Below are 21219 nucleotides of genomic sequence, written 5' to 3' on the forward strand. Positions count from 1 at the left end.
TCAGATGCCCAGACAGTAGCGCATGATCGCTTTTTGGGCATGAAGACGGTTTTCGGCCTCATCGAAAATGACCGAATGCGGTCCGTCCATAACCTCGCTCGTCGCTTCATCGTCGCGATGGGCGGGCAGGCAATGCATGAACAGCGAATCGTCCTTGGCCTTCGCCATCAGCGCCTCGTTCACCTGGTAGCCGCGCAACTGATTGTGCCGCCGTTCGCGCGCCGATTGCGGATCGTGCATCGAGACCCAGGTGTCGGTCACGACCAGATCGGCCCCTTCAACGGCACGGTCGGGATTGCGCTCGATGGTGATCGGGTGACCCTTGTCGGCAGCATAGTCCAGCCATTCGCGTTCCGGGTCCAGCGTCGGCGGACCAGTGAAGGTCAGGTCAAACCCGAATTGCCCCGCGGCATGGGCAAAGCTTGCAAAGACATTGTTGCCGTCACCGGACCAGACCACCTTGCGACCGGCGATCGGGCCACGATGTTCCTCGAACGTCATCACGTCGGCCATGATCTGACAGGGATGGGTGCGGTTCGTCAGCCCGTTGATGACCGGCACCGTCGCGTGTTCGGCCATGTCGAGCAGGGTCTGTTCCTCGAAGGTGCGGATCATGATCAGATCGACATAGCGCGACAGCACGCGGGCGGTGTCTGCGATGGTCTCGCCGTGGCCCAGCTGCATCTCGGACCCCGACAGTACCATCGTCTGGCCGCCCATCTGGCGCACGCCCACGTCAAAACTGACGCGGGTCCGGGTCGAGGGTTTCTCGAAGATCAGCGCGACCATGTGGCCGGCCAGCGGCTGGTCGTCGTCGGGCGTGCCCTTCGGGCGGCCGTTCCGGGCCTGCTTCATGGCGATGCCGGTATCGATGATCCGCCTCAGGTCGGCCTGATCGGTCTTATGGATATCAAGGAAGTGGTTCATTTCGGACTGCTTTCGGGCTTTCAGGCAGCAAGCCTGCGGAACGTGGTGGGGTCAAGCGAAAGGTCGCAACGCGCGCGGGTTCGCGCGCGCCGAGCTATCCCCTATCGTCGGCGCGTCCCCACGGTCCGAAGCCTGATCCTAGCCATCGATCGACGCCGCCGCCCGGTCCAGACGCTCGACCGCTTCGGCGATGTCCTCGTCTGCGATGTTCAACGGCGGCAGCAGCCGCAGCGTGTCATCCGCTGCGCCCACCGTAAGTAGATGCTGGTCATAGCCTGCCTTGACCATTTCGATCGGCGGCAGCTTGCATTTCAGGCCCAGCATCAGCCCGGTACCACGCACAGCCTCGAACACATCGGGATGCGCCGCGACCAGACCTTCCAGCTTCTGCCGGAACAGTCCGGCCTTGCGCCGAACCTCTGCCAGAAAATCTTCGTCCGCGACGATTTCCATCACGCGCGCTCCGACAGCGCATGCCAGGGGATTGCCGCCGTAGGTGGAACCGTGCGTGCCCGCGACCATGGCTTTTGCAGCTTTCTCGGTCGCCAGAACCGCACCCAGGGGGAAGCCCCCGCCGATTCCCTTCGCGACCATCATGATGTCGGGCGTGATGCCGTCCCATTCATGGGCGAACAGCTTGCCGGTCCGCCCCATGCCGCACTGCACCTCGTCCAACGACAAAAGCGCGCCATTCTCGTCACAAAGCGCCCTGATCTCGCGCAGCATGCCTTCGGGAAGGACACGAATGCCACCCTCACCCTGGATCGGCTCGATCATCACGGCGGCGGTCTGTGGACCTATGGCGGCCGTCAGGGCCGCAAGATCGCCGAAGGGAAGCTGGCGGAAGCCGGGCATCAGCGGGCCGAAGCCCTTAGTCATTTTCTCGGACCCCGCTGCGGCGATCGCGCCGGTCGAGCGGCCGTGGAACGCGCCCTCGAAAGTCAGGATCTCGGTCCGCTCTGGCTGGCCCAGATCGTCCCAGTACTTGCGCACCATCTTGATCGCCAGTTCCGCAGCTTCGGTCCCAGAATTGGTGAAGAACACGGTGTCGGCGAAGGTGTTTTCCACTAGCAGATCGGCCAGCCGCTGCTGTTCCGGGATCTGGTAGAGGTTCGAGACATGCCAAATACGGTTGGCTTGCCCGGTCAGCGTCGCGACCAGATCGGGATGGGCGTGACCAAGCGCGTTGACCGCGATGCCCGCGCCGAGGTCGAGGTAGCGGCTGCCATCGGTAGCGATGGCCCAGCTGCCCTCCCCGCGTTCGAAGGCGATGGGGGCCCGGTTATAGGTCGGCAGGACAGGCGAAATCATGGCGGATACCCTTCGCGCAGACAGAATGTGGGAGAGGCAGGCGTGATCGGTCGTTGACGAATCAACGTCGGGGACGGGCGTGTGTTGCGGTCCGGACGATCATGTCAAATCGGATAGAGCGCGCCTGTCGCAGCGTCAAGCCTTCATCCGGTAGCCGCTGCGAAACCAGCGCCAGGCCAGCGCCGCCACTGCCGCGACGGCGACCAGGGTGACCGCAAGGCCACGCCAGACCGGCGCGTCGCTGACGCCCGTGAAACCGTAGCGGGCACCGTCGATCAGATAGAAGATCGGGTTCCAATGCGACAACGTGCGAAACGGCTCGGGCAGCGACTGGACCGAGTAGAACGTACCCGACAGGAAAGACAGCGGCGTGATCACGAAATTGGTGATCGCCGCCATCTGGTCGAATTTCTGCGCCATGATCCCGGCGAGGATCCCGAGACCGCCCATCAGCATCGCGCCGAGAATGACGAAGGTGATGGCCCAGATCGGATGGACCACCCCCTGGCCCGCAACCAAGGCCATGCCCGTGCCGATTACCATCGCCACCAGCACCGCGCGTGCCACCGCGCCGGCCAGATAGCCGGTCAGCAACTCGCCTGCCGACAAGGGCGGCATCAGCGTGTCGACGATGTTGCCCTGCACCTTGGCCGAAGTGATCGAGGACGAGGTGTTGGCGAAGGCGTTCTGGATGACCGTCATCATCAGGATGCCGGGACCCAGGAAGACCAGATAGGGCAGGCCCATGACCTCGCCCCGCTCGCGACCCAAGGCCAGCGCGAAGACCAGAACGAACAGTCCGGCCGTCATTAGCGGCGCGAAAACGGTCTGCTGCCAGACCGCCATGAAGCGCATGATCTCACGTTGCGTCAGCGTGGCGAGACCCAGCCAGTTGATCCGGCCGAACCGCCGCACGCCCATCGCGTGGCTTCGTGTTGTGGTCTCGGCCATGTTGCGGTCCTTGAATTTCCGTGGGCCGGGGTCTATTTCAACGCATCCCGTCCGGGGGCCGTTGTGGCCCGTCCGTCGGGCAGGTTCAAGCATGCCGGGGTAGCGAGCCCGGGAAAGGTGCCGATGTCGTGGACAGATGAACGGGTCGAGACGCTGAAGCGGATGTGGTCCGAGGGCCAGTCGGCCTCGGCCATCGCAAAGGAACTGGGCGGCGTGACCCGCAATGCCGTGATCGGCAAGGTTCACCGTCTTGGTTTGTCGAACCGTGACGAAGCCGAGCCCGTGGCAGCCGTCCCCGAGGCGGCGCCAGAGCCGGTGGCTGAAAAGAAGGCCGCGCCCAAGCCAGCCCGTAAGCCGGCTGTCACCGCCGTCGAGACCGAAGAGACCGCGTCGTCGCAGCCGGAAGCGGCCGAGGCAGCAGAGCCGCAGGAAGAGCCCGCAGCACAGCCCGCCTTCAGCCCCGTGGCGCGCCGCCCGGTGATCACCGCGGGCCAGCCGTTGCCGCCGCAGCCTTCCGCGAACGAGATCAGCCCTGAAGCGCTCGCCTCGGTCCGCGAGGTCGAGAAGAAGGCCCGCAAGCTGACGTTGATGGAATTGACCGAACGGACCTGCAAATGGCCCATCGGCGATCCGGCGACCGACAAGTTCTGGTTCTGCGGCCTGCCCAGCCAGCCCGGCAAACCGTATTGCGAGGCCCATGTCGGCGTCGCATTCCAGCCGATGTCTTCGCGCCGCGACCGTCGCCGCTGATCGGCCATGGCCGCGCCGCACTTTCCGCGCGTCGCCGCCCTTGCAGTGACGATCCGCGGGGGTCAGGTGTTGCTGGTTCGGCGTCGCAACCCTCCCGATGCAGGCCTGTGGGGTTTTCCCGGCGGTCATGTCGATCCGGGCGAAACCGCCCTTGATGCCGCGGCGCGCGAACTGGCCGAGGAGACGGGCGTCGCCGCCCGCCCGTTGCGGTATCTCGGCAATGTCGATCTGATCCAGCGCGCCGATGATGGGACACTGAATTACCACTTCCTGCTGGCCGCCGTCCTGTGTCGTCATGTCGCCGGAGAGCCCCTGGCTTCCGACGACGCCATCGAGGCCGCGTGGTTCGACATCGATCAGGTGCTGGACGGAACGTTGACGCTATCACATCACGTGGACGACGTGCTGAGACTGGCGCAGGATTTCGTTGCGCGGCTCGCGACCTGTTAGGCGTCGAACTCCGCGATGCGCCCTTCGACCCAGGCCCGCAGGATCACCTGAGCAACGGCACCCTTCCGAGCAGGGGCGATGTCCGGATGACGGCCCTCCAAGGCTTCGGCGATCTCGGCTTTTGGAACCCAAAGGGCATCCTCCAGTTCGACCGGATCGATCTCGATCCGCGTCGTTTCGGCCCGCGCGACGCAACCGATCATCAGAGAAGCCGGGAATGGCCAAGGCTGCGAGGTGACATAGCGCACTTCGCCCACGCTGACCGCCGTCTCTTCTGCCACCTCGCGGCGCACGGCTTCCTCGATCGTCTCGCCGGGCTCCATGAACCCGGCGAGCAGAGAATACATCTTTGGGTCCCACGCAGGATGACGTCCCAGCAGAACCCGATCACCATCCAGCACCAGCATGATGACCACCGGATCGGTGCGCGGGAAATGCACCCGACCGCATTGCGGGCAGTCAAACCGCCAGCCGGCATGGGCGATCACGTTCTTCGCCCCGCACCGCGCGCAGAACCCGTGTGTCGCGCGCCATTCGAAGATACCCTTGGCGGCCGCGGCGATACCCGCGTCGCGATGATCGATCTCTGCCATGATCGCGCGGAGATCGATGAACTTGCGCGTCTCAGACAGATCCAGCGTGCGACGGTCCACGAAATCGATGGGGCGTTCATCCGGCGGGGCGATATGCGACACGTCTTCCGCGAAATGTGCCAAACCGCCCTCGCCGAGACCCATGAACACCATCGACTCGGGCCCGGCGGCCAACAGCGGGTCGGCGGCTGACACCCATGACAGACGCGGGCCTTCATCGGCCAAGTCGAATAGCGGCTTGCCGAACCAGAAGGGTGAAACGCGACTTGCCGGATCGGTAGCCATGCGTGCCTGCGCCTCCGCATCGGCGCGCAGCCGATCCGCGCGGTCAAGAAAGCTGCCGGCGAACGTGACATCGGATTCGGGTATCAAGGCGTGCTGTCCAAATGTCTTGCGATACACATCAGGCCATCGCCAGCGGAAGCAGTGCCTCGGCTTCCGCCAAGGGTAGCCCCAGCAGGACGGCTTGTATCCGGCGACGAACCCCCTGCCGCAAGCGGCCGACAGCCCGTCCCAGGCGCCGCAGCGGTGAGCGGTCGAAGCGATCGTTCACCAGTTGCGCCAAGGCATCACCCTGCAGGTCGTCAGTCAGAAAGACGGGGATACCCAATGCCTCTGCGTCCGCCCGGAACTGCAGGACACGGTTATCAAGACCAGCGCCTATCAGGTGGGCATGCCCCCGCCCCGAGAGACGCTTTGCCCGCTCTGCGTCTGCGCACTCGACGAGTATTACAGTCACGTTGCGAAGATCCTCTTCCCTCAGAACCTCGATCAGCCGCGGCAGAAGCATCTGACCCTCGAGCAGGATCAGCGCGGCGTCGTGGTCCTTGAGCCAGCGCAACCAGATTGTCACCATATGGTGCTGCCACGCGACCTTGTCTGTATAATCGGTATGCGGCACGCCCCCGTCAGGGATGCGATGGTTGTCGAAGTGAAAGACGGTCGGCCCTTCCGCCATCTCGCCGCAAAGCCGGGCAATGGTGGTCTTGCCGGCGCCCGAAGCCCCGGTCAGGATCACGATCTGGCGGGGCTCGGTCCAGTGGGACATCCTGCGCCACAGCGTCACGCCGACCGGTATGGGTTTCGCACGATGCTGGCCGGGGATATACAGCCGCAAACGTCGCATCAAGGCTCTCATGACCCGCCACCTCATTACATCCGCCCTGCCCTATATCAATGGGATCAAGCATCTGGGCAACCTGGTCGGCAGCCAGCTGCCCGCCGACCTGTATGCCCGCTACCTTCGTGCGCGCGGGCACGAGGTGATGTTCATCTGCGCGACCGACGAACACGGCACGCCCGCTGAACTCGCCGCCGCCAAGACCGGCGAGCCGGTGGCCGATTATTGCGCCCGGATGCATCGGGAACAGGCCTCGCTCGCCGCAGGCTTCGGGCTGAGCTTCGACCATTACGGTCGGTCGTCGAGCGACCGGAACCGAGCGCTGACGCAGCATTTCGCGGGACGGCTGGCCGATGGCGACCTGATCCGCGAGGTCAGCGAGAAACAGGTCTATTCCATCGACGACAACCGCTTCCTGTCCGACCGCTATATCGAGGGCACCTGCCCCAATTGCGGCTACGAAAAGGCCCGCGGCGACCAGTGCGAGAACTGCACCAAGCTTCTTGATCCGACCGATCTCATCGACCCGCGCAGCGCGATTTCCGGCAGCACGAACCTGGAAGTGCGCGAGACCAAGCACCTGTATCTGCGCCAGTCCGCGCTGAAGGGACAGATCGCGGACTGGATCGACAGCAAGACCGACTGGCCGATCCTGACGACGTCGATCGCGAAGAAATGGCTGCGCGACGGCGACGGGCTTCAGGACCGCGGCATCACGCGCGACGTCGACTGGGGCGTGCCGGTCAAGCGCGGCGATCGGGACTGGCCGGGGATGGAAGGCAAGGTCTTCTATGTCTGGTTCGATGCGCCGATCGAATACATCGCCGCGACCGCCGAATGGGCGGACGAGAACGGCAAGCCCGATGCCGACTGGCGCCGCTGGTGGCGCAATGACGAAGGCGCCGAAGATGTGCGCTACACGCAGTTCATGGGCAAGGACAACGTGCCCTTCCACACGCTGTCCTTCCCGGCCACGATCATCGGATCGGGCGAACCGTGGAAGCTGGTCGATTACATCAAGTCGTTCAATTACCTGAACTATGATGGTGGCCAGTTCTCAACCTCGCAGGGACGCGGGGTGTTCATGGATGACGCGCTGTCGCTGCTGCCTGCCGATTACTGGCGTTGGTGGCTGCTGAGCCACGTGCCCGAGTCGGGCGACAGCGAGTTCACGTGGGAGAATTTCCAGGCCTCGGTGAACAAGGACCTCGCCGACGTCCTGGGCAACTTTGTCAGCCGGATCACCAAATTCTGCCGCTCGAAATTCGGAGAGACGGTGCCGGACGGCGGTACTCCCGGCCCCGTCGAGGCGAAGCTGACCGAAGCGCTGGCCACCCGCATCCGCGCCTATGAAGAGGCGATGGGCCGCATCGAGATCCGCAAGGCCGCGGCCGAACTGCGTGCGATCTGGGTGCTGGGCAACGAATACCTGCAATCCGCGGCGCCGTGGTCGACCTTCAAGACCGACGAGGCGCAGGCGGCGATGCAGGTCCGGCTGGGGCTGAACCTGATCCGGCTCTACGCGGTGCTGTCGGCGCCCTTCATTCCCTTCACTGCAGCGACGATGGCGGAAGCGATGGGGACGAAGGACGCCGGCTGGCCCGACGATGTCGAGGCTGCATTGCGAACGCTGATCCCCGGTCATGCTTTCACAGTGCCCGAAAATCTGTTCGCCAAGATCACCGACGACCAGCGCGCCGAGTGGGAGGACCGCTTCAAGGGACTGCGTGCATGACCCATTGCATCCTTCTTGGCGCGCCGGTGGACGAAGGGCAGCGACGCCCCGGCTGCCTTATGGGGCCCGCGGCTTACCGCACGGCCGGTCTGGCTTGGACACTAAGCGCGCTTGGTCACGGGGTAGAGGATCGCGGCGACGTTGTCCCCGACGCGCCGGGTAACGAGACCTGCGACAACCCGGCGGTCCACGCGCTGCCCGAGACGATCGCATGGACCAACGCCCTGCGCGAAGCGACCGCCGCCGCCCTGGCTGACGGGATGCCGATCATTATGGGCGGCGACCATTCGCTGGCTTTGGGCACTGTCGCGGGTGTGGCGCAGCACTCGGCGTCGGTCGGCAGGCCGCAATTCGTCATCTGGCTGGACGCGCACAGCGATTTTCATACGGTCGTTTCAACCACGTCGGGCAATCTGCACGGAACGCCGATGGCTTATGCGGCGGGTCGTGACGGCTTTGATCCGTTCCCGCCCTTCCCTGCGCCGATCCCGGGCGAGAATATCTGCATGTTCGGAATCCGCAGTGTCGATCCTGCGGAAAACGCCGCGATGCAGGAAACGGACATCACCGTGAACGACATGCGGGTGCTGGACGAACACGGCATCGTAGCACCGCTTCGGGCGTTTCTGGACAGGGTCCGCGCCGCCGATGGACTGCTGCATGTCAGCCTCGACGTCGATTTCCTCGATCCATCCATCGCCCCGGCCGTCGGCACGACCGTGCCCGGCGGCACCACCTTCCGCGAGGCGCATCTGGTGATGGAGCTTTTGCACGAAAGCGGGCTGGTCACCTCGCTCGATCTGGTCGAGCTTAATCCGTTTCTGGATGAGCGCGGACGAACCGCCAAGCTGATGGTGGATCTTGTCGGCAGCCTGATGGGCCGCAAAGTCTTCGACCGGCCGACCCGCAGCTACGGATAAGGGCGGACCCGAAGGTCCGCCCCTGCCCTCTTACCAGAACTTCGCCTCGCGATCGTAGAAGCGCATCCGCGCCGCCTTGACGAAGGCGTCCGGCTCAAGCCCAGTCACACCCTCGTCGACCTCGACTCCGGCCGCGTCGAGCAACGGTTTAGCCGCGTCATCCGCCGCGATCGCCTTGAGATGCGCGAAGGCGTCCGACACGAAATCCACCGCCGGCTTGTATTTCGACAGCTTCTTCGCATCGTCGGCACCAAGCACAAGCGCGATCGCGTCGACGGTGACCGAAGGCGTCCCGGCCAGCTGCTCTTCAGCCTTGCCGCGCTCTTTCGCGATCATCACGGCCATACCGCCATCAGCCTTCACAGCCTGCTTGATGGCCTCCGCCTTGGCCATGTCTCCGCCATCGGCCACGAGGATACCGACCTTACGCCCCGCAAGGGTATGCTTGGCGTTCTTCACGATCGACAGGGCGTCCGAGGGGTTCATATCCACGATGTCGCGCTTGGGTGTCGCTGCTTTGGGAAGATCCTCGGCCAGTCCTTCGGCGACCTTCGCTGCCAGATCCTCATCGATCACCCGCAGATGGGCAAGGATGCGCTGCCGGACATGGTCAATCGCGACCTTCGACAGTTCGAAGACCAGTGCATCGGCCATGTGACCCTGCTCTGCCTTGGCCTGGCTGCGATAGAACAGGCGCGCTTGGCTATAATGGTCGCCGAACAGCTCGGCCCGCACCCGTAGCTTTTCCGACGGATCGTTGCCGAGGTCGGTCATCGACTTGACCGTCGCAAACCCCCGGTCAATCGCTCGCGGGCCTGCATCCTCGCCCACTTCGGCAAGGCTGTTCGGCTCGTAGTTCGCGCGACCCTTGGGGACCGCCATCTGAAACTGACCGTCCCGCTGGAAATTGTGCATCGGGCATTTCGGCGCATTGATCGGCAGCTGATGGAAATTTGCCGTTCCAAGGCGGGATTTCTGCGTATCCAGATAGGAGAACAAACGTCCCTGCAGCAGCGGATCGTCGGTGAAGTCCACGCCCGGGACGATGTTGGCCGGGCAGAACGCGACCTGCTCGGTCTCGGCAAAGAAGTTGTCGGGGTTCCGGTCCAGAACCAGCCGTCCGATGATACGGACGGGGATATCCTCTTCAGGGATGAGTTTGGTCGAATCGAGGACGTCGTAAGGCTGCTTCTCGGCCCATTCGGCGTCGAAGGTCTGGATGCCCAGTTCCCACTCCGGATAGTCGCCAGCCTCGATCGCTTCGAAAAGATCGCGGCGCTGATAGTCGGGGTCGGCGCCGGCGGTTTTTACCGCCTCGTTCCAGACTTGGCTTTGCAGACCCAGCTTCGGCTTCCAGTGGAATTTGCAGAAGGTCGATTTGCCTTCCTCGTTGACCAGCCGGAAGGTGTGGATCCCAAAACCTTCGATCATGCGCAGACTGCGGGGAATCGTCCGGTCGGACATCGCCCACATGATCATGTGCAGCGATTCCGGCATCAGAGAAACAAAATCCCAGAACGTATCGTGGGCGGTCGCGGCCTGCGGATAGCCCTTGTCCGCCTCCATCTTCACCGAGTGGATCAGGTCGGGAAACTTGATCGCGTCCTGGATGAAAAAGACCGGAATGTTGTTGCCGACGAGATCCCAATTCCCCTCTTCCGTATAGAACTTCACTGCGAAGCCGCGCACGTCGCGCGGGGTGTCGACGCTGCCAGCCCCGCCCGCGACGGTCGAAAAGCGGGTGAAGACGGGCACCTTGCCTTTCTTTGCAAGGAAGCTGGCACGCGTCAGCTCCGGGATAGGATCGGTCGTTTCAAAATACCCGTGGGCGCCCGAGCCGCGGGCGTGCACGATCCGCTCCGGGATGCGCTCATGGTCGAAATGGAAGATCTTCTCGCGCAGGACGAAGTCTTCCAGCAGGGTCGGGCCACGCGTGCCGGCCTTGAGGCTGTTCTGGTTGTCCGAGATCGGGATGCCCTGGTTGGTGGTCAGGGTATCGCCGCCGCGCTGGTGCAGTTCACCTGCATTGCCGCGCTTGTCGTTGCCGTCGCTCATCGCGTGCTCCTGGCTGTTCGGGGGATGTCGTCCCCCAGCCAACCCGGCGTATCGAGGGAGGTTCCGCTTGATTAATATAGGTTGTCTGGGTAGCCGTCGGGACGCGCGGGCGTGGCGGAATGGTAGACGCATGGGACTTAAAATCCCTCGGGCGCAAGCCCATGCCGGTTCGAGTCCGGCCGCCCGTACCATGATGGTTCGTTAACGGATCTGAACGGCAACACCAGCGTGCGCTGGTGCGCAACAGCGCAACGCCCTGAGACCGGTTCTGGCCAGCATTTGCTGGGTCTGGCACCGCACAGCCCGTGCACCGGGCGTACACAGGCCGTACACAGCCTGTACACAGGCTGCGAACGGGCGGTTCGGACTTCGTTAAGGGTTTCCGGCTCCGCCGGAATGCCTCCGGCGGGGGATATTTTTGTGAAGAAGAAAGGGGTTAGGCGTATGCTGCAATGGCGGAGGCGTTGCGAGGACCTCAAAGCTCGGTGCGGACTTCCCAGAGGTCGGGGAACAGCACGACGTCCAGCATACGCCGCAGATAGTCCACGCCCGAGGTGCCGCCCGAGCCGCGCTTGAAGCCGATGATCCGCTCGACCGTGGTGACATGGTTGAAGCGCCAACGGCGGAAGTAATCCTCGAAATCGACCAGCTTTTCGGCCAGATCGTAGAGCGACCAGTGGCGCACCGGGTCACGATAGACGGCAAGCCACGCGGCGCGCGCCGCAGGGTCGGGCTGGTGAGGCTGGTCGAGGCGGTCGCGTGCGGGCACGTCGAAACCTGCCGCGCGCAGCTGCCCCAGCACCGAATCGTAGAGCGAGGGACGCAGGGCCTCGTCCCACAGCGCCTTCGCGTCCGCCGGGCGATGTTCGTGCGGCCGGATCATCGCGAGGTTTCGGTTGCCCGCGACGAATTCGATCATGCGGTACTGGTGCGACTGAAAGCCGCTGCTCTCGCCCAGGATGTGGCGGAACTGCGTGTACTCGCTGGGCGTCATCGTGCGCAGCACATCCCAGGCCCCGGTCAACTGATCCATGATCCGTGACACACGGGCAAGCATCTTGAACGCCGGTTGCAGGTCGCCCGCGATGATGGCGGCCCGGGCGGCGCCCAGTTCGTGGATCGCAAGCTTCATCCACAGCTCGCTGGTCTGATGCTGGATGATGAACAGCATCTCGTCATGCGCATCCGACAGCGGGTGTTGCGATGTCAGCAGATCGCCCAGCCCGAGATAGTCGCCGTAGGCCATCCTGCCCTTGAACGACATGCGGGCGCCGTCCCGTTCCGGGTCTTCGGTCATGATTTCAGCCTGAACCGCTGGATCTTGCCGGTCTGCGTCTTGGGCAGGGCCGCCGTGAAGATGATCCGGCGTGGATACTTGAAAGGGGCGATAACCGCCTTGCAATGGGTTTGCAGCGTCAGGATCAGGGCCTCGTCGGGCGCGAAACCTTCGGCCAGGACGACATGCGCCTCGACGATCTGACCCCGTTCCTCATCGGGCGCGCCGATTACGGCACATTCCAGCACCGCGTCATGGGCAAGCAACGCGGCTTCGACATCCGGGCCGGCGATGTTGTAGCCGGACGACAGGATGATGTCGTCGGACCGGGCTGCGAAATGAAAGCGGCCGTCGTCGTCCTGCACGAAACTGTCGCCGGTCAGGTTCCAGCCATCCAGGACGTAATCGCGCTGGCGGTCGTCGGCGAGATAGCGGCAGCCGGTCGGACCGATCACCGCCAGCTGACCCATCTCGCCGCGCGGCACCTCGACGCCATCGCGGCCGACGACCTTGGCACGATAGCCTGCGACGGGCCGGCCGGTAGTGCCGGGGTGGCTGTCATCAAACCGGTTGGTGATGAAGATGTGCAGCATCTCGGTCGCACCGATCCCGTCCAGCATCGGCTTGCCGGTCTTTCTGCGCCACTCTTCCCAGACAGGGGCGGGCAGCGTTTCGCCGGCGCTGACGGCGGCGCGCAGGCTGGAGAGGTCCGCCCCCTCCTCCATCGCGCGCAGCATCACCCGATAGGCGGTGGGTGCGGTGAAGCAGATCGTGGCACGGTGCTTCTGGATGATCTCGATCAGGTTCGGCGGCGAGGCGTTTTCCAGCAGCACTGCCGAGGCACCGAAGCGCAGCGGGAAGACGGCCAGCCCACCCAAGCCGAAGGTGAAGGCCAGGGGTGGCGAGCCGACGAAGACGTCGTCCGGCGTCACGCCCAGCACCTCGGCCGCATAGCCATCGGCAATGATCAGCAGGTCGCGATGGAAATGCATCGTCGCCTTCGGCTCGCCGGTCGAGCCAGAGGTGAAGCCCAGCAAAGCCACATCGTCGCGCCCGGTCTTCGCGGCATCGAACCGCACCGGTTTGGTCAGCGCGGCGCGGTCCAGCTCGGCGTCGTGATTGGCCGTGCCATCGAAGCCGATCACGGTTTCCAGCATGTCCGAACCCTTCGCCGCGGCCACCAGATCGTCCATCAGCCGGGTGTCGCACAACGCGTGGCTGACCTGCGCCTTGTCGATGATCTTGGTCAGCTCGCCTGCGCGCAGCATCGGCATCGTGTTGACCACGACCGCGCCGGCCTTGGTCGCAGCCAGCCAGCAGGCCACCATGGCGGGGTTGTTCGCGGACCGGATCAGCACCCGATTGCCGGGCTTCACGCCATAATCGCTGACCAGCGCGTGGGCGAGGCGATTGGTCCAGTCGGCAAGCTCCTTGTAGGTGCGCGCGCGGCCGTTGCCGACCAGCGCGGTATGATCCCCGAAGCCCTTCTCGACCATGCGGTCGGTCAGTTCGACGCCTGCGTTCAGCCACTCGGGATATTGGTGATCGCCCAACTCGATCCGGGGCCAAAGCTCGGCCGGTGGCAGGTTGTCCCGGGTGAAGCTGTCCTGATGTCCGGTCGGTCCAAGCTGCATGATTGCCTCTCAGTCGGGAATGATGGCGGTGGCTTCGATCTCGACCTTGGCGCGATCCTCGACCAGCGCGACCACCTGCACCAGCGCCATGGCCGGAAAGTGACGGCCGATCGTCTCGCGGTAGGCGGCGCCGATCTGCGGCAGCGCCGACAGATATTCGTGCTTGTCGGTCACATACCATGTCAGGCGGACGAGGTGTTCGGGACGCGCACCGCCGGCATCCAGCACGGCCACGACGTTTTCCAGCGCCTGCCGGACCTGACCCGCGAAATCGTCGGTCTGGAAATTCTGGTCGGCGTCCCAACCCACGAGACCACCGGTCAGGATCATCTTCCCCCGTGCGGCGATGCCGTGTGCGTAGCCTTTGGGTTTCGCCCAGCCCCTTGGATGAAGTTGCTCATGCATGATGCGCCTCCAGTCGTTGGCGAATGGGATCAGGGATCGGCGCAGGAGCCATGCCTTCGGTCCAGACAACGGTGATCCCGGCTGTAAGCCGATCGTCGGCTGCAAGCGCGAAATCGATGCTGGTCCGACCGATCCGCGCGACGTCGAGCGTCCATCTGAGCCGGTCACCCAGCCGCGATGGCTTGCGGAAGGTGAAGGAGAGGCTGACGGCGGGGACGCCCCCGCCCCCTGCGACCAACTTGGCGAACGGGTGGTCCAGCTCTTCGGTGAAAAACGTTTCCACGACGTTCTGCGCCATCTCGACATAGCGCGGGTAGAAGACGATCCCGGCGGGGTCGCAATGGGCGAATTCGATTGCGATGTCCCGGCTGTAGGTCATGTTGCTGATCCAAGGACGCTGCGCGCGATGATCAGCTTCTGCACGTCGCTGGCGCCTTCGTATATGCGCAGCGCACGAACTTCTCGGTAGAGGCTTTCGACGGTGCTGCCAACGCGCACGCCATCGCCGCCATGAAGCTGGACCGCGGCGTCGATCACCTCCTGCGCGGCCTCGGTGGCATACAGTTTGGCCATTGCGGCCTCACGGGTGATGCGCGCCGCCCCCTGATCCTTGGCCCAGGCGGCACGATAGACCAGCAGCGCAGCGGCATCGATCTTCAGCGCCATGTCGGCGATGTGGGACTGGACCATCTGCAAATCGGCCAGCGGTGCACCAAAGCGGTGGCGGGCGGTGACGCGGGCCCTCGCCTCGATCAGTGCGCGACGGGCAAAGCCGAGGGCCGCGGCACCGACGGTCGGACGGAAATGGTCAAGCACGGTCATCGCGATGCGGAAGCCCGCGCCCGGTTCGCCGATCAGGGCCGATGCCGGAAGGCGGACGTCGGTCAGTCGCAGATGCGCGAGAGGATGCGGCGCGATGGTTTCGATCCGGGCGAGCGTTTCGACGCCGGTGGTGTCGGCGGGCATAAGGAAGGCAGAGAGACCCTTGGCGCCGGGAGCATCCCCGGTTCGGACGACGATCGTGTAGATGTCAGCGATGCCACCGTTCGAAATGTAGGTTTTCTCGCCGTTTAGAACCCAGTCGTTACCGTCGCGGCGTGCCGTCGCAGCCGTGCGGGCAACGTCAGAACCTGCATCCGGCTCGGTCAACGCGAAGCCGGCAATGGCGGCGCCATCGCGGGTCCGTGTCAGCCATTCACGCTGCTCGGGGCTGCCGAACAGCGTGACGGCGCCCATCCCCAGACCCTGCATCGCAAAGGCGAAATCCGCGAGGCCGTCGTGGCGGGCCAGGGTCTCTCGGATCAGGGCAAGGCTGCGAATATCCAGCGCCTCGCCGCCCGAGTGTTCTAACCAGCCACCATTGCCCAGCATCGACACGAGGTTTCGGCAGGCTGCGTCCACGTCGGCGTGATCGACAGGCAGGTTGCCATCGCACCAAGCGTCCAGGCTGTCGGCCAGTTCGCGGTGGCGCGGCTCGAAGAACGGCCAGGTGAGGAAGCTTCGGTCCATCAGTCGCCCTCGAACACGGGCGTTTCCTTTGCGACGAAGGCACGATACGCCCGCTCGAAATCGCGGGTCTGCATGCAGATCGCCTGGGCCTGCGCCTCGACCTCGATCGCCTGATCCAGACCCATGTTCCATTCCTGATCCAGCTGCGTCTTGGTGATCCCGTGCGCCCAGGTCGGCCCTGCGGCGATCTGCCGGGCGAGGTCCATCGCTGCCGCCTCGACATCGTCGTGCAGCGCGTTCCAGAAGCCCCAGCGCTCGCCTTCCTCGGCGCGCAGCACGCGTCCGGTGTAAAGCAGTTCCGCCGCCCGACCCTGCCCGACGATCCGCGGCAGCATCGCGCAGGCGCCCATGTCGCATCCCGCAAGCCCGACGCGCGTGAACAGGAACGCGGCCTTGGTCGACGGCGCGGCGAGACGAATGTCGGACGCCATCGCCATAATCGCGCCCGCGCCGACGCAGATGCCCTCGACCGCTGCAATCACGGGCTTGCCGCAATGGATCATCGCCTTGACCAGTTCACCCGTCATGCGGGTGAAGGCCAGAAGCTCGGGCATCTCCATTCCGACCAGCGGGCCGATGATCTCGTGTACATCACCGCCCGAGCAGAAATTGCCGCCGTTGCTGGCCAGTACGACCACGTCCACGTCCGAAGCGTGGGCGAGATCGCGGAACGTCCGACCCAGTTCGGCGTAGCTTTCGAAAGTCAGGGGGTTCTTGCGCTCTGGCCGATTCAGCCGGATCACCGCGATCCGGTCGGTGACGCTCCACTGGAAGTGTTCGGGCGTCAGCCCGGCCATCTCATGACGTTTCATGAACCCTCCCCGCGCGTGCCAGCATCTCGCGCATCATGTCCAGATCACGCTCGTCCAGACCGGCAAATAGGTTGTCGACCGCGGCTTCGTGACCTGCCGCCAACGCTTCGAACTTCGAGAACCCGTCGGCTGTCAGCCGCACCCGGATGCGGCGGCGATCGCCATCCTCGGCCTCTCTTCGGGCCAGCCCGTCGGCTTCAAGCCTGTCCACAACGGCGGTCGCGTTGCCGTTCGAGACCAGCAGCATCCGCGACAGGTCCGACATGGTCACGCCTTCGCGCCGCCGCCACAGCGCGGCCATCACGTCGAAGCGTGGCAGCGTGGTGCCATGCTCGCGGCGGAGATAGTCGCGCAGGTGGTTCTCTGCCCCTCGGGTCACGCCAAGCAGGCGGATCCACAGCTTCAGGCGGCGCTTGCTGAGATCGCTCATGCGGTGGCGCCCCCGTCCAGAGCAATGGCCTGCCCATTCACCGCCGCCGCCGCATCGGAGGCGAGCCACAATGCGGCGGCCGTCACTTCGGACGGCGCGACGAGACGACCCTGCGGGTTCATCGCGTTCAGTGAGGCCAGCGCCTCCGCTTCGCTACGGCCAGTTTTTTCGGCGATGTTGGCAATCGTACGCGCCGTCATCTCTGTGTCGAGGAAACCGGGGCAGATCGCGTTGACGGTGATGTCCTTCGCGGCCAGTTCCAACGCCAGCGAGCGGACAAGGCCCACGACGCCGTGCTTCGCCGCCGCATAGGCGGATGCATAGGCTGCGCCGCGCAGGCCCGCGATGGACGCGATCGCTATCAGGCGACCGCCTTGCTGCATCTGCGCAAGCGCTGTCTGGAAGGTGAGGAATGTGCCGGTGAGATTCGACCCGATCATCCGCTGCCAGTGGTCGACAGTGATCTTGCCAAACGGCGCGGACTCCGCTGCGCCAGCATTGGCGATGACGATCTGGCACGGGCCGGCCGCGGCGAACAGCGCTTTCAGGCTGTTCGCGTTGGTCACATCTGCGGGGATGGCGCGAATGCGACCGCCTGAAACTGCGTCCAGCGTCGCCTTGGTGCGACCGGTGATGACGACCTCATGCCCGGCATCCGCAAAGGCCCGCGCCATGTCGGCACCGGTGCCAGTCCCGCCGCCGGTGATGAGGACACGCACGGTCACGCGCGAATATCCTCGGCCTGCCGCTCGGCAAGGCGGCGTGCCTGGTCGCGCCCCGGCAAGTAGGGCAACGGCCATTCGGTCGCGGCGTCGCCCAGCGCGGTCGCGGCGTGCAGCGTCCAGTAGGGGTCGCTGAGGTGCGGACGGGCGAGGCAGACCAGATCCGCGCGTCCCGCAATCAGGATCGAGTTGACGTGGTCGGGTTCATAGATGTTGCCCACGGCCATCGTGGCGATCCCCGCCTCGTTGCGGATGCGATCGGAAAAAGGCGTCTGAAACATCCGGCCATAGACGGGCTTGGCGTCCGTGCTTGTCTGGCCGGCCGAGACGTCGATGATGTCGGCGCCCGCGTCGTGGAACATTCGCGCGATGGCGACGGCTTCGTCCGGGGTCACACCGTCGGCCTCGACCCAGTCGGTCGCGCTGATGCGGACCGACATCGGCTTCGCTTCCGGCCAGACGGCGCGCATGGCGACAAAGACCTCAAGCGGCCAGCGCATCCGGTTCTGCAGGCTGCCGCCGTATTCGTCCTCGCGCTTGTTCGAGACGGGCGAGATGAAGCTGGAGATGAGGTAGCCGTGAGCGGCATGGAGTTCGATCATGTCGAAGCCGGCGCGCTCGGCTATTTGCGCGCTGGCGACGAACTCGTCCCGCACCCGGTCCATGTCGACGCGGGTCATCGCCCGAGGCGTCGCGTTCCCGGCCGACCACGGGATTGCAGAGGCCGAGAGCAGCGGCCAATTGCCGTCCTTCAGCGGCTTGTCCATCCCTTCCCAGCCGATCCTAGTGCTGCCCTTCCGGCCGGCATGGCCGATCTGGCAGCAGATCTTTGCGTCGGTCTCGCCATGGACGAAATCGACAATCTCGCGCCATGCCGTTTCATGCTCGGGCATATAGAGGCCGGGACAGCCGGGGGTGATCCGGCCTTCAGGCGAGACGCAGGTCATTTCCGTGTAGACCAGCCCAGCGCCGCCCTTGGCGCGTTCGCCATAATGGACGAGGTGCCAGTTGGTGGGCGTGCCGTCCACGGCCTTGTACTGCGCCATGGGCGAGACGACGATGCGGTTCTTGAGCGCCATCTCGCGAAGCGCGAAGGGCGCGAACATCGGCGCGCGGCCGGGCTGGCCGCCGGCCTGCTCCTGAAACCAGTCCTCGGCCCGTCGCACCCAGTCGGGATCGCGCAAGCGCAGGTTTTCGTGGCTGATCCGCTGGCTGCGTGTCAGCAGTGAATAGGTAAACTGCACCGGGTCGAGATCGAAATAACGCTCGACATCCTCGAACCATTCAAGGCTGTTGCGGGCGGCGGATTGCAGGCGAAGGACCTCGAGCCGACGCTCTTCCTGATAGCGCTCGAAGGCGGCTTCCAGCGTCGGTTCGCTGTGCAGGTAATCGGCCAGCGCGATGGCGCTGTCGATCGCCAGCCGCGTGCCCGATCCGATCGAGAAATGCCCGGTCGCGGCGGCGTCGCCCATCAGGACGACATTGCCGTCATACCAGCGCTCGCAGATCACGCGGGGAAAGTTCGACCAGACCGCCGAACCGCGCAGATGGGCGGCGTTCGACATCAGATCGTGACCGCCGAGGTGATCGGCGAAGACGCTGCGGCAGGTCTCGACGATCTGCTCCTTGGCCATCTGCTCGAAGCCGAAGGCGTCCCAGGTCTGCTGGCTGCATTCGACGATGAACGTCGCCGTCTCGCGGTCGAACTGGTAGACATGCGCCCAGAGCCAGCCGTGATCGGTCTTCTCGAAGATGAAGGTGAAGGCGTCGTCGAACTTCTGCTTCGTGCCCAGCCAGATGAACTTGCAAAGCCGCATGTCGATGTCGGGCTTGAACGTCGTCTCGTATTCGCGGCGCACTCGGCTGTTCAGGCCGTCGGCGGCCACGATCAGGTCGTAATCGTCGCGAAACTGCGCGGCGCCCTCGAAATCGGTGTTGAAGCGCATCGTCACGCCCAGGTCGCGGGCGCGGTCCTGCAGGATGTTCAGCATATGCTTCCGACCGATCCCGGCGAAGCCGTGCCCGCCAGAGACGTCGCGGTGGCCGTCGCGGACCACGGCGATGTCGTCCCAGTAAATGAAGCTGTCACGGATCGCCTGGGTCGAGGTCGGGTCGTTCCGCTGCATCCGTTTCAGCGCGTCGTCCGACAGCACCACGCCCCAGCCAAACGTGTCGCCGGGCGCGTTGCGTTCGATCACCGTCACATCGTGGGACGGATCGCGCAGCTTCATCGAGATCGCGAAGTAAAGACCCGCAGGCCCACCGCCGAGGCAAAGTATCTTCATGGCGCGCCCCCTTCCGATGCCAAGGGAGGCTGGCACAGGGTTAGCGTTATTTCAAGTTTGAAATTTCGCGCGCGATGGCGGCGGCGACAAGCGCCGGGACCTCGGGCGCGAGGCCGATCGGGTCAAGGCGCGGGCCGGTGAAGCCTGCCTCATCCAGCGCTTCGGGCAAATCATCGCTGACATGTTCGGCGCGAAGCGCGAAAAAGGGCACATGCACCGCCCAGCTCAGGCCACGCGCGGCGTCAGCGACGAACGGCTCCTGCTCGACGAAGCCTGTGACGACGCGGGCGAAACGGGATGCAAGCTGATCGGCCACGGCGTTTGTGATGGTATAGCTGGCCTGGCTGACCTGCGAGCCGTGAGCGGTCAGCAAGACAGTCGTGTCCTGCGGCGCCCAGCCTTCGGACTCCGCCGCTTGCTGCGCTTTCGTGGCGACCAGATCGGGCAGCGCGGGATCGGTGCCAAAGGGGCGCATGACGCGGGCGTCCGGCGCGCCGGCCTCGGCAAGCTTCTTCGGGAGCTGGCGGCCTGTGAACCAGCCTTCGGCCATGAACATCGGATAGACCAGATCGCCGTTGCGGACAGCGGCCCCCAGCGCGCCGGGCATCGCCAGCGTCGCACCGACGACCTCGCAGCCGGGATCGCAGGCGGCGACCTGTGCCGCGAGGTCGCGGATCGCCTGTTCCTGCGGCTCGGGATCGCCGGGCTGGCCGTGGGAGACGATGATCGCCTTCATGCCGGATCGTCGCGGAAGTGCTGCGCCAGCGCGTCCGGCATCGGAAACTCCTCCAGCGCGCGGGCGCGGCCTTCGGGCGACATCTTGCGGGCGGTCTTCTCGATGATGCGGGGCAGTTTCTGATTCTCGATCTCGGCCATGAAATCGCCCAGATACCACCGGATGAAGGTAAAGCAGATGACATCTTCCAGCGCCTGAACCTCGGCGTCGCGCTTGATCCCCTGCTTGGTCAACAGTGTCCGGGCGCGGTCCTGATCCTCGGTGGGATAGCCCGCATCCGCCATGATCCCGGCCACGCGTTCGGCATGGCGGCGGCCCTGTTCCTGCCGCCAGCGGAGATAGCCGGGGCGGTCCATCGGGTAATCCTCGCGCGGAAGCGTCCAGCGTTCGATGTGTTGGCCGCGACAGCAGATGCGCAGCACGTCCGAGGCATCCGGAAACAACCGTTCCTGTTCCGCGCTCATCCGCTGGCCGTAGAGCAGCGCGGCAGGCTGGCCGTCCTCCGACGTCGGGTCCTTGGCATTGGCCGCGTCGATGGCGGCGAAGGCGTCGTCGAGACTGGGCATAGCGCTCCTTTCTGTTGCGGCATGATCGCGTG

21 protein-coding genes and 1 tRNA gene are annotated in these 21219 nt (G+C 64.8%); 5 read left to right on the top strand and 17 right to left on the bottom strand.

Annotation, left to right across the window (positions count from 1 at the left end; translation table 11 throughout):
* The 3 genes from argF to MLD63_RS00090 form a co-directional block, all read right to left on the bottom strand.
* Window positions 1-927, bottom strand: coding sequence for an ornithine carbamoyltransferase (argF, locus tag MLD63_RS00080; protein WP_255327802.1), 927 nt, complete (start codon window positions 925-927; stop codon window positions 1-3).
* Window positions 928-1065: 138 nt separating this feature from the next.
* The gene (locus tag MLD63_RS00085) at window positions 1066-2238 is read right to left on the bottom strand and encodes an aspartate aminotransferase family protein (RefSeq protein WP_255327803.1); all 1173 of its coding nucleotides are present in this window, start codon (window positions 2236-2238) and stop codon (window positions 1066-1068) included.
* 135 nt (window positions 2239-2373) lie between these two features.
* Window positions 2374-3189, bottom strand: coding sequence for an ABC transporter permease (locus MLD63_RS00090; RefSeq protein WP_255327804.1), 816 nt, complete (start codon window positions 3187-3189; stop codon window positions 2374-2376).
* A gap of 123 nt (window positions 3190-3312) precedes the next feature.
* Here MLD63_RS00090 and MLD63_RS00095 point away from each other — a divergent pair, with 123 nt between their 5' ends.
* Window positions 3313-3939: a GcrA family cell cycle regulator gene (locus MLD63_RS00095; protein WP_255327805.1), complete on the top strand. Its 627-nt coding sequence runs from the start codon at window positions 3313-3315 to the stop codon at window positions 3937-3939.
* Between the two features lie 6 nt (window positions 3940-3945).
* Complete coding sequence (locus tag MLD63_RS00100) at window positions 3946-4389, top strand: NUDIX hydrolase (RefSeq protein WP_255327806.1); 444 nt, start codon at window positions 3946-3948, stop codon at window positions 4387-4389.
* Here MLD63_RS00100 and nudC read toward each other — a convergent pair.
* Both nudC and MLD63_RS00110 read right to left on the bottom strand, forming a co-directional pair.
* Window positions 4386-5354: an NAD(+) diphosphatase gene (gene nudC, locus MLD63_RS00105; protein ID WP_369696982.1), complete on the bottom strand. Its 969-nt coding sequence runs from the start codon at window positions 5352-5354 to the stop codon at window positions 4386-4388. The two genes, MLD63_RS00100 and nudC, sit on opposite strands and share 4 nt — an antisense overlap.
* A gap of 31 nt (window positions 5355-5385) precedes the next feature.
* On the bottom strand, window positions 5386-6120 hold the full coding sequence (locus MLD63_RS00110; RefSeq protein WP_255327807.1) for an AAA family ATPase: 735 nt from the start codon (window positions 6118-6120) through the stop codon (window positions 5386-5388).
* Here MLD63_RS00110 and metG point away from each other — a divergent pair.
* Together metG and rocF are read left to right on the top strand one after the other, a co-directional pair.
* Window positions 6119-7837, top strand: coding sequence for a methionine--tRNA ligase (gene metG / locus MLD63_RS00115; protein WP_255327808.1), 1719 nt, complete (start codon window positions 6119-6121; stop codon window positions 7835-7837). The genes MLD63_RS00110 and metG overlap by 2 nt on opposite strands.
* On the top strand, window positions 7834-8757 hold the full coding sequence (gene rocF, locus MLD63_RS00120) for an arginase (protein WP_255327809.1): 924 nt from the start codon (window positions 7834-7836) through the stop codon (window positions 8755-8757). Before metG ends, rocF begins: the two co-directional genes overlap by 4 nt.
* A gap of 30 nt (window positions 8758-8787) precedes the next feature.
* On the opposite strand, the gene MLD63_RS00125 is transcribed toward rocF, so the two are convergent.
* The gene (locus MLD63_RS00125) at window positions 8788-10812 is read right to left on the bottom strand and encodes a catalase (protein ID WP_255327810.1); all 2025 of its coding nucleotides are present in this window, start codon (window positions 10810-10812) and stop codon (window positions 8788-8790) included.
* Between the two features lie 105 nt (window positions 10813-10917).
* On the opposite strand from MLD63_RS00125, the gene MLD63_RS00130 reads away from it, so the two are divergent.
* Window positions 10918-11003: transfer RNA gene (locus MLD63_RS00130), tRNA-Leu, on the top strand.
* A 284-nt stretch (window positions 11004-11287) separates the two neighbouring features.
* On the opposite strand, the gene MLD63_RS00135 is transcribed toward MLD63_RS00130, so the two are convergent.
* From MLD63_RS00135 to MLD63_RS00185, 11 genes are read right to left on the bottom strand one after another with little or no spacing between them, the layout of a single operon-like run.
* Window positions 11288-12109, bottom strand: a complete 822-nt coding sequence (locus MLD63_RS00135; protein ID WP_255327811.1) for a tryptophan 2,3-dioxygenase — start codon at window positions 12107-12109, stop codon at window positions 11288-11290.
* Window positions 12106-13722, bottom strand: coding sequence for an AMP-binding protein (locus MLD63_RS00140; protein WP_255327812.1), 1617 nt, complete (start codon window positions 13720-13722; stop codon window positions 12106-12108). The genes MLD63_RS00135 and MLD63_RS00140 overlap by 4 nt, the downstream gene beginning before the upstream one ends.
* Before the next feature lie 9 nt (window positions 13723-13731).
* Window positions 13732-14127, bottom strand: a complete 396-nt coding sequence (locus MLD63_RS00145) for a RidA family protein (protein ID WP_255327813.1) — start codon at window positions 14125-14127, stop codon at window positions 13732-13734.
* A complete protein-coding gene (locus MLD63_RS00150) occupies window positions 14120-14506 on the bottom strand; it encodes an acyl-CoA thioesterase (RefSeq protein WP_255327814.1) in 387 nt (128 codons plus the stop codon). Before MLD63_RS00150 ends, MLD63_RS00145 begins: the two co-directional genes overlap by 8 nt.
* Complete coding sequence (locus tag MLD63_RS00155; RefSeq protein WP_255328461.1) at window positions 14503-15639, bottom strand: acyl-CoA dehydrogenase family protein; 1137 nt, start codon at window positions 15637-15639, stop codon at window positions 14503-14505. The genes MLD63_RS00150 and MLD63_RS00155 overlap by 4 nt, the downstream gene beginning before the upstream one ends.
* Window positions 15636-16448: an enoyl-CoA hydratase family protein gene (locus tag MLD63_RS00160; RefSeq protein WP_255327815.1), complete on the bottom strand. Its 813-nt coding sequence runs from the start codon at window positions 16446-16448 to the stop codon at window positions 15636-15638. Before MLD63_RS00160 ends, MLD63_RS00155 begins: the two co-directional genes overlap by 4 nt.
* Window positions 16435-16878 carry a MarR family winged helix-turn-helix transcriptional regulator gene (locus tag MLD63_RS00165; RefSeq protein ID WP_255327816.1) on the bottom strand — a complete coding sequence of 148 codons (444 nt, stop codon included), beginning with the start codon at window positions 16876-16878 and terminating at the stop codon, window positions 16435-16437. The genes MLD63_RS00160 and MLD63_RS00165 overlap by 14 nt, the downstream gene beginning before the upstream one ends.
* Window positions 16875-17603: an SDR family NAD(P)-dependent oxidoreductase gene (locus tag MLD63_RS00170; RefSeq protein WP_255327817.1), complete on the bottom strand. Its 729-nt coding sequence runs from the start codon at window positions 17601-17603 to the stop codon at window positions 16875-16877. The genes MLD63_RS00165 and MLD63_RS00170 overlap by 4 nt, the downstream gene beginning before the upstream one ends.
* A complete protein-coding gene (locus MLD63_RS00175) occupies window positions 17600-19885 on the bottom strand; it encodes a bifunctional salicylyl-CoA 5-hydroxylase/oxidoreductase (RefSeq protein ID WP_255327818.1) in 2286 nt (761 codons plus the stop codon). The genes MLD63_RS00170 and MLD63_RS00175 overlap by 4 nt, the downstream gene beginning before the upstream one ends.
* 46 nt (window positions 19886-19931) lie before the next feature.
* Entirely contained in the window at window positions 19932-20621 is a 690-nt protein-coding gene (locus MLD63_RS00180) for a sirohydrochlorin chelatase (protein WP_255327819.1), read from the bottom strand.
* The gene (locus MLD63_RS00185) at window positions 20618-21187 is read right to left on the bottom strand and encodes a DUF4202 domain-containing protein (protein ID WP_255327820.1); all 570 of its coding nucleotides are present in this window, start codon (window positions 21185-21187) and stop codon (window positions 20618-20620) included. The genes MLD63_RS00180 and MLD63_RS00185 overlap by 4 nt, the downstream gene beginning before the upstream one ends.
* Between the last annotated feature and the right edge of the window lie 32 nt (window positions 21188-21219).

This window comes from Paracoccus albicereus (assembly GCF_024359525.1).
In the GTDB taxonomy this organism is placed as follows: Bacteria; Pseudomonadota; Alphaproteobacteria; order Rhodobacterales; family Rhodobacteraceae; genus Paracoccus; species Paracoccus albicereus.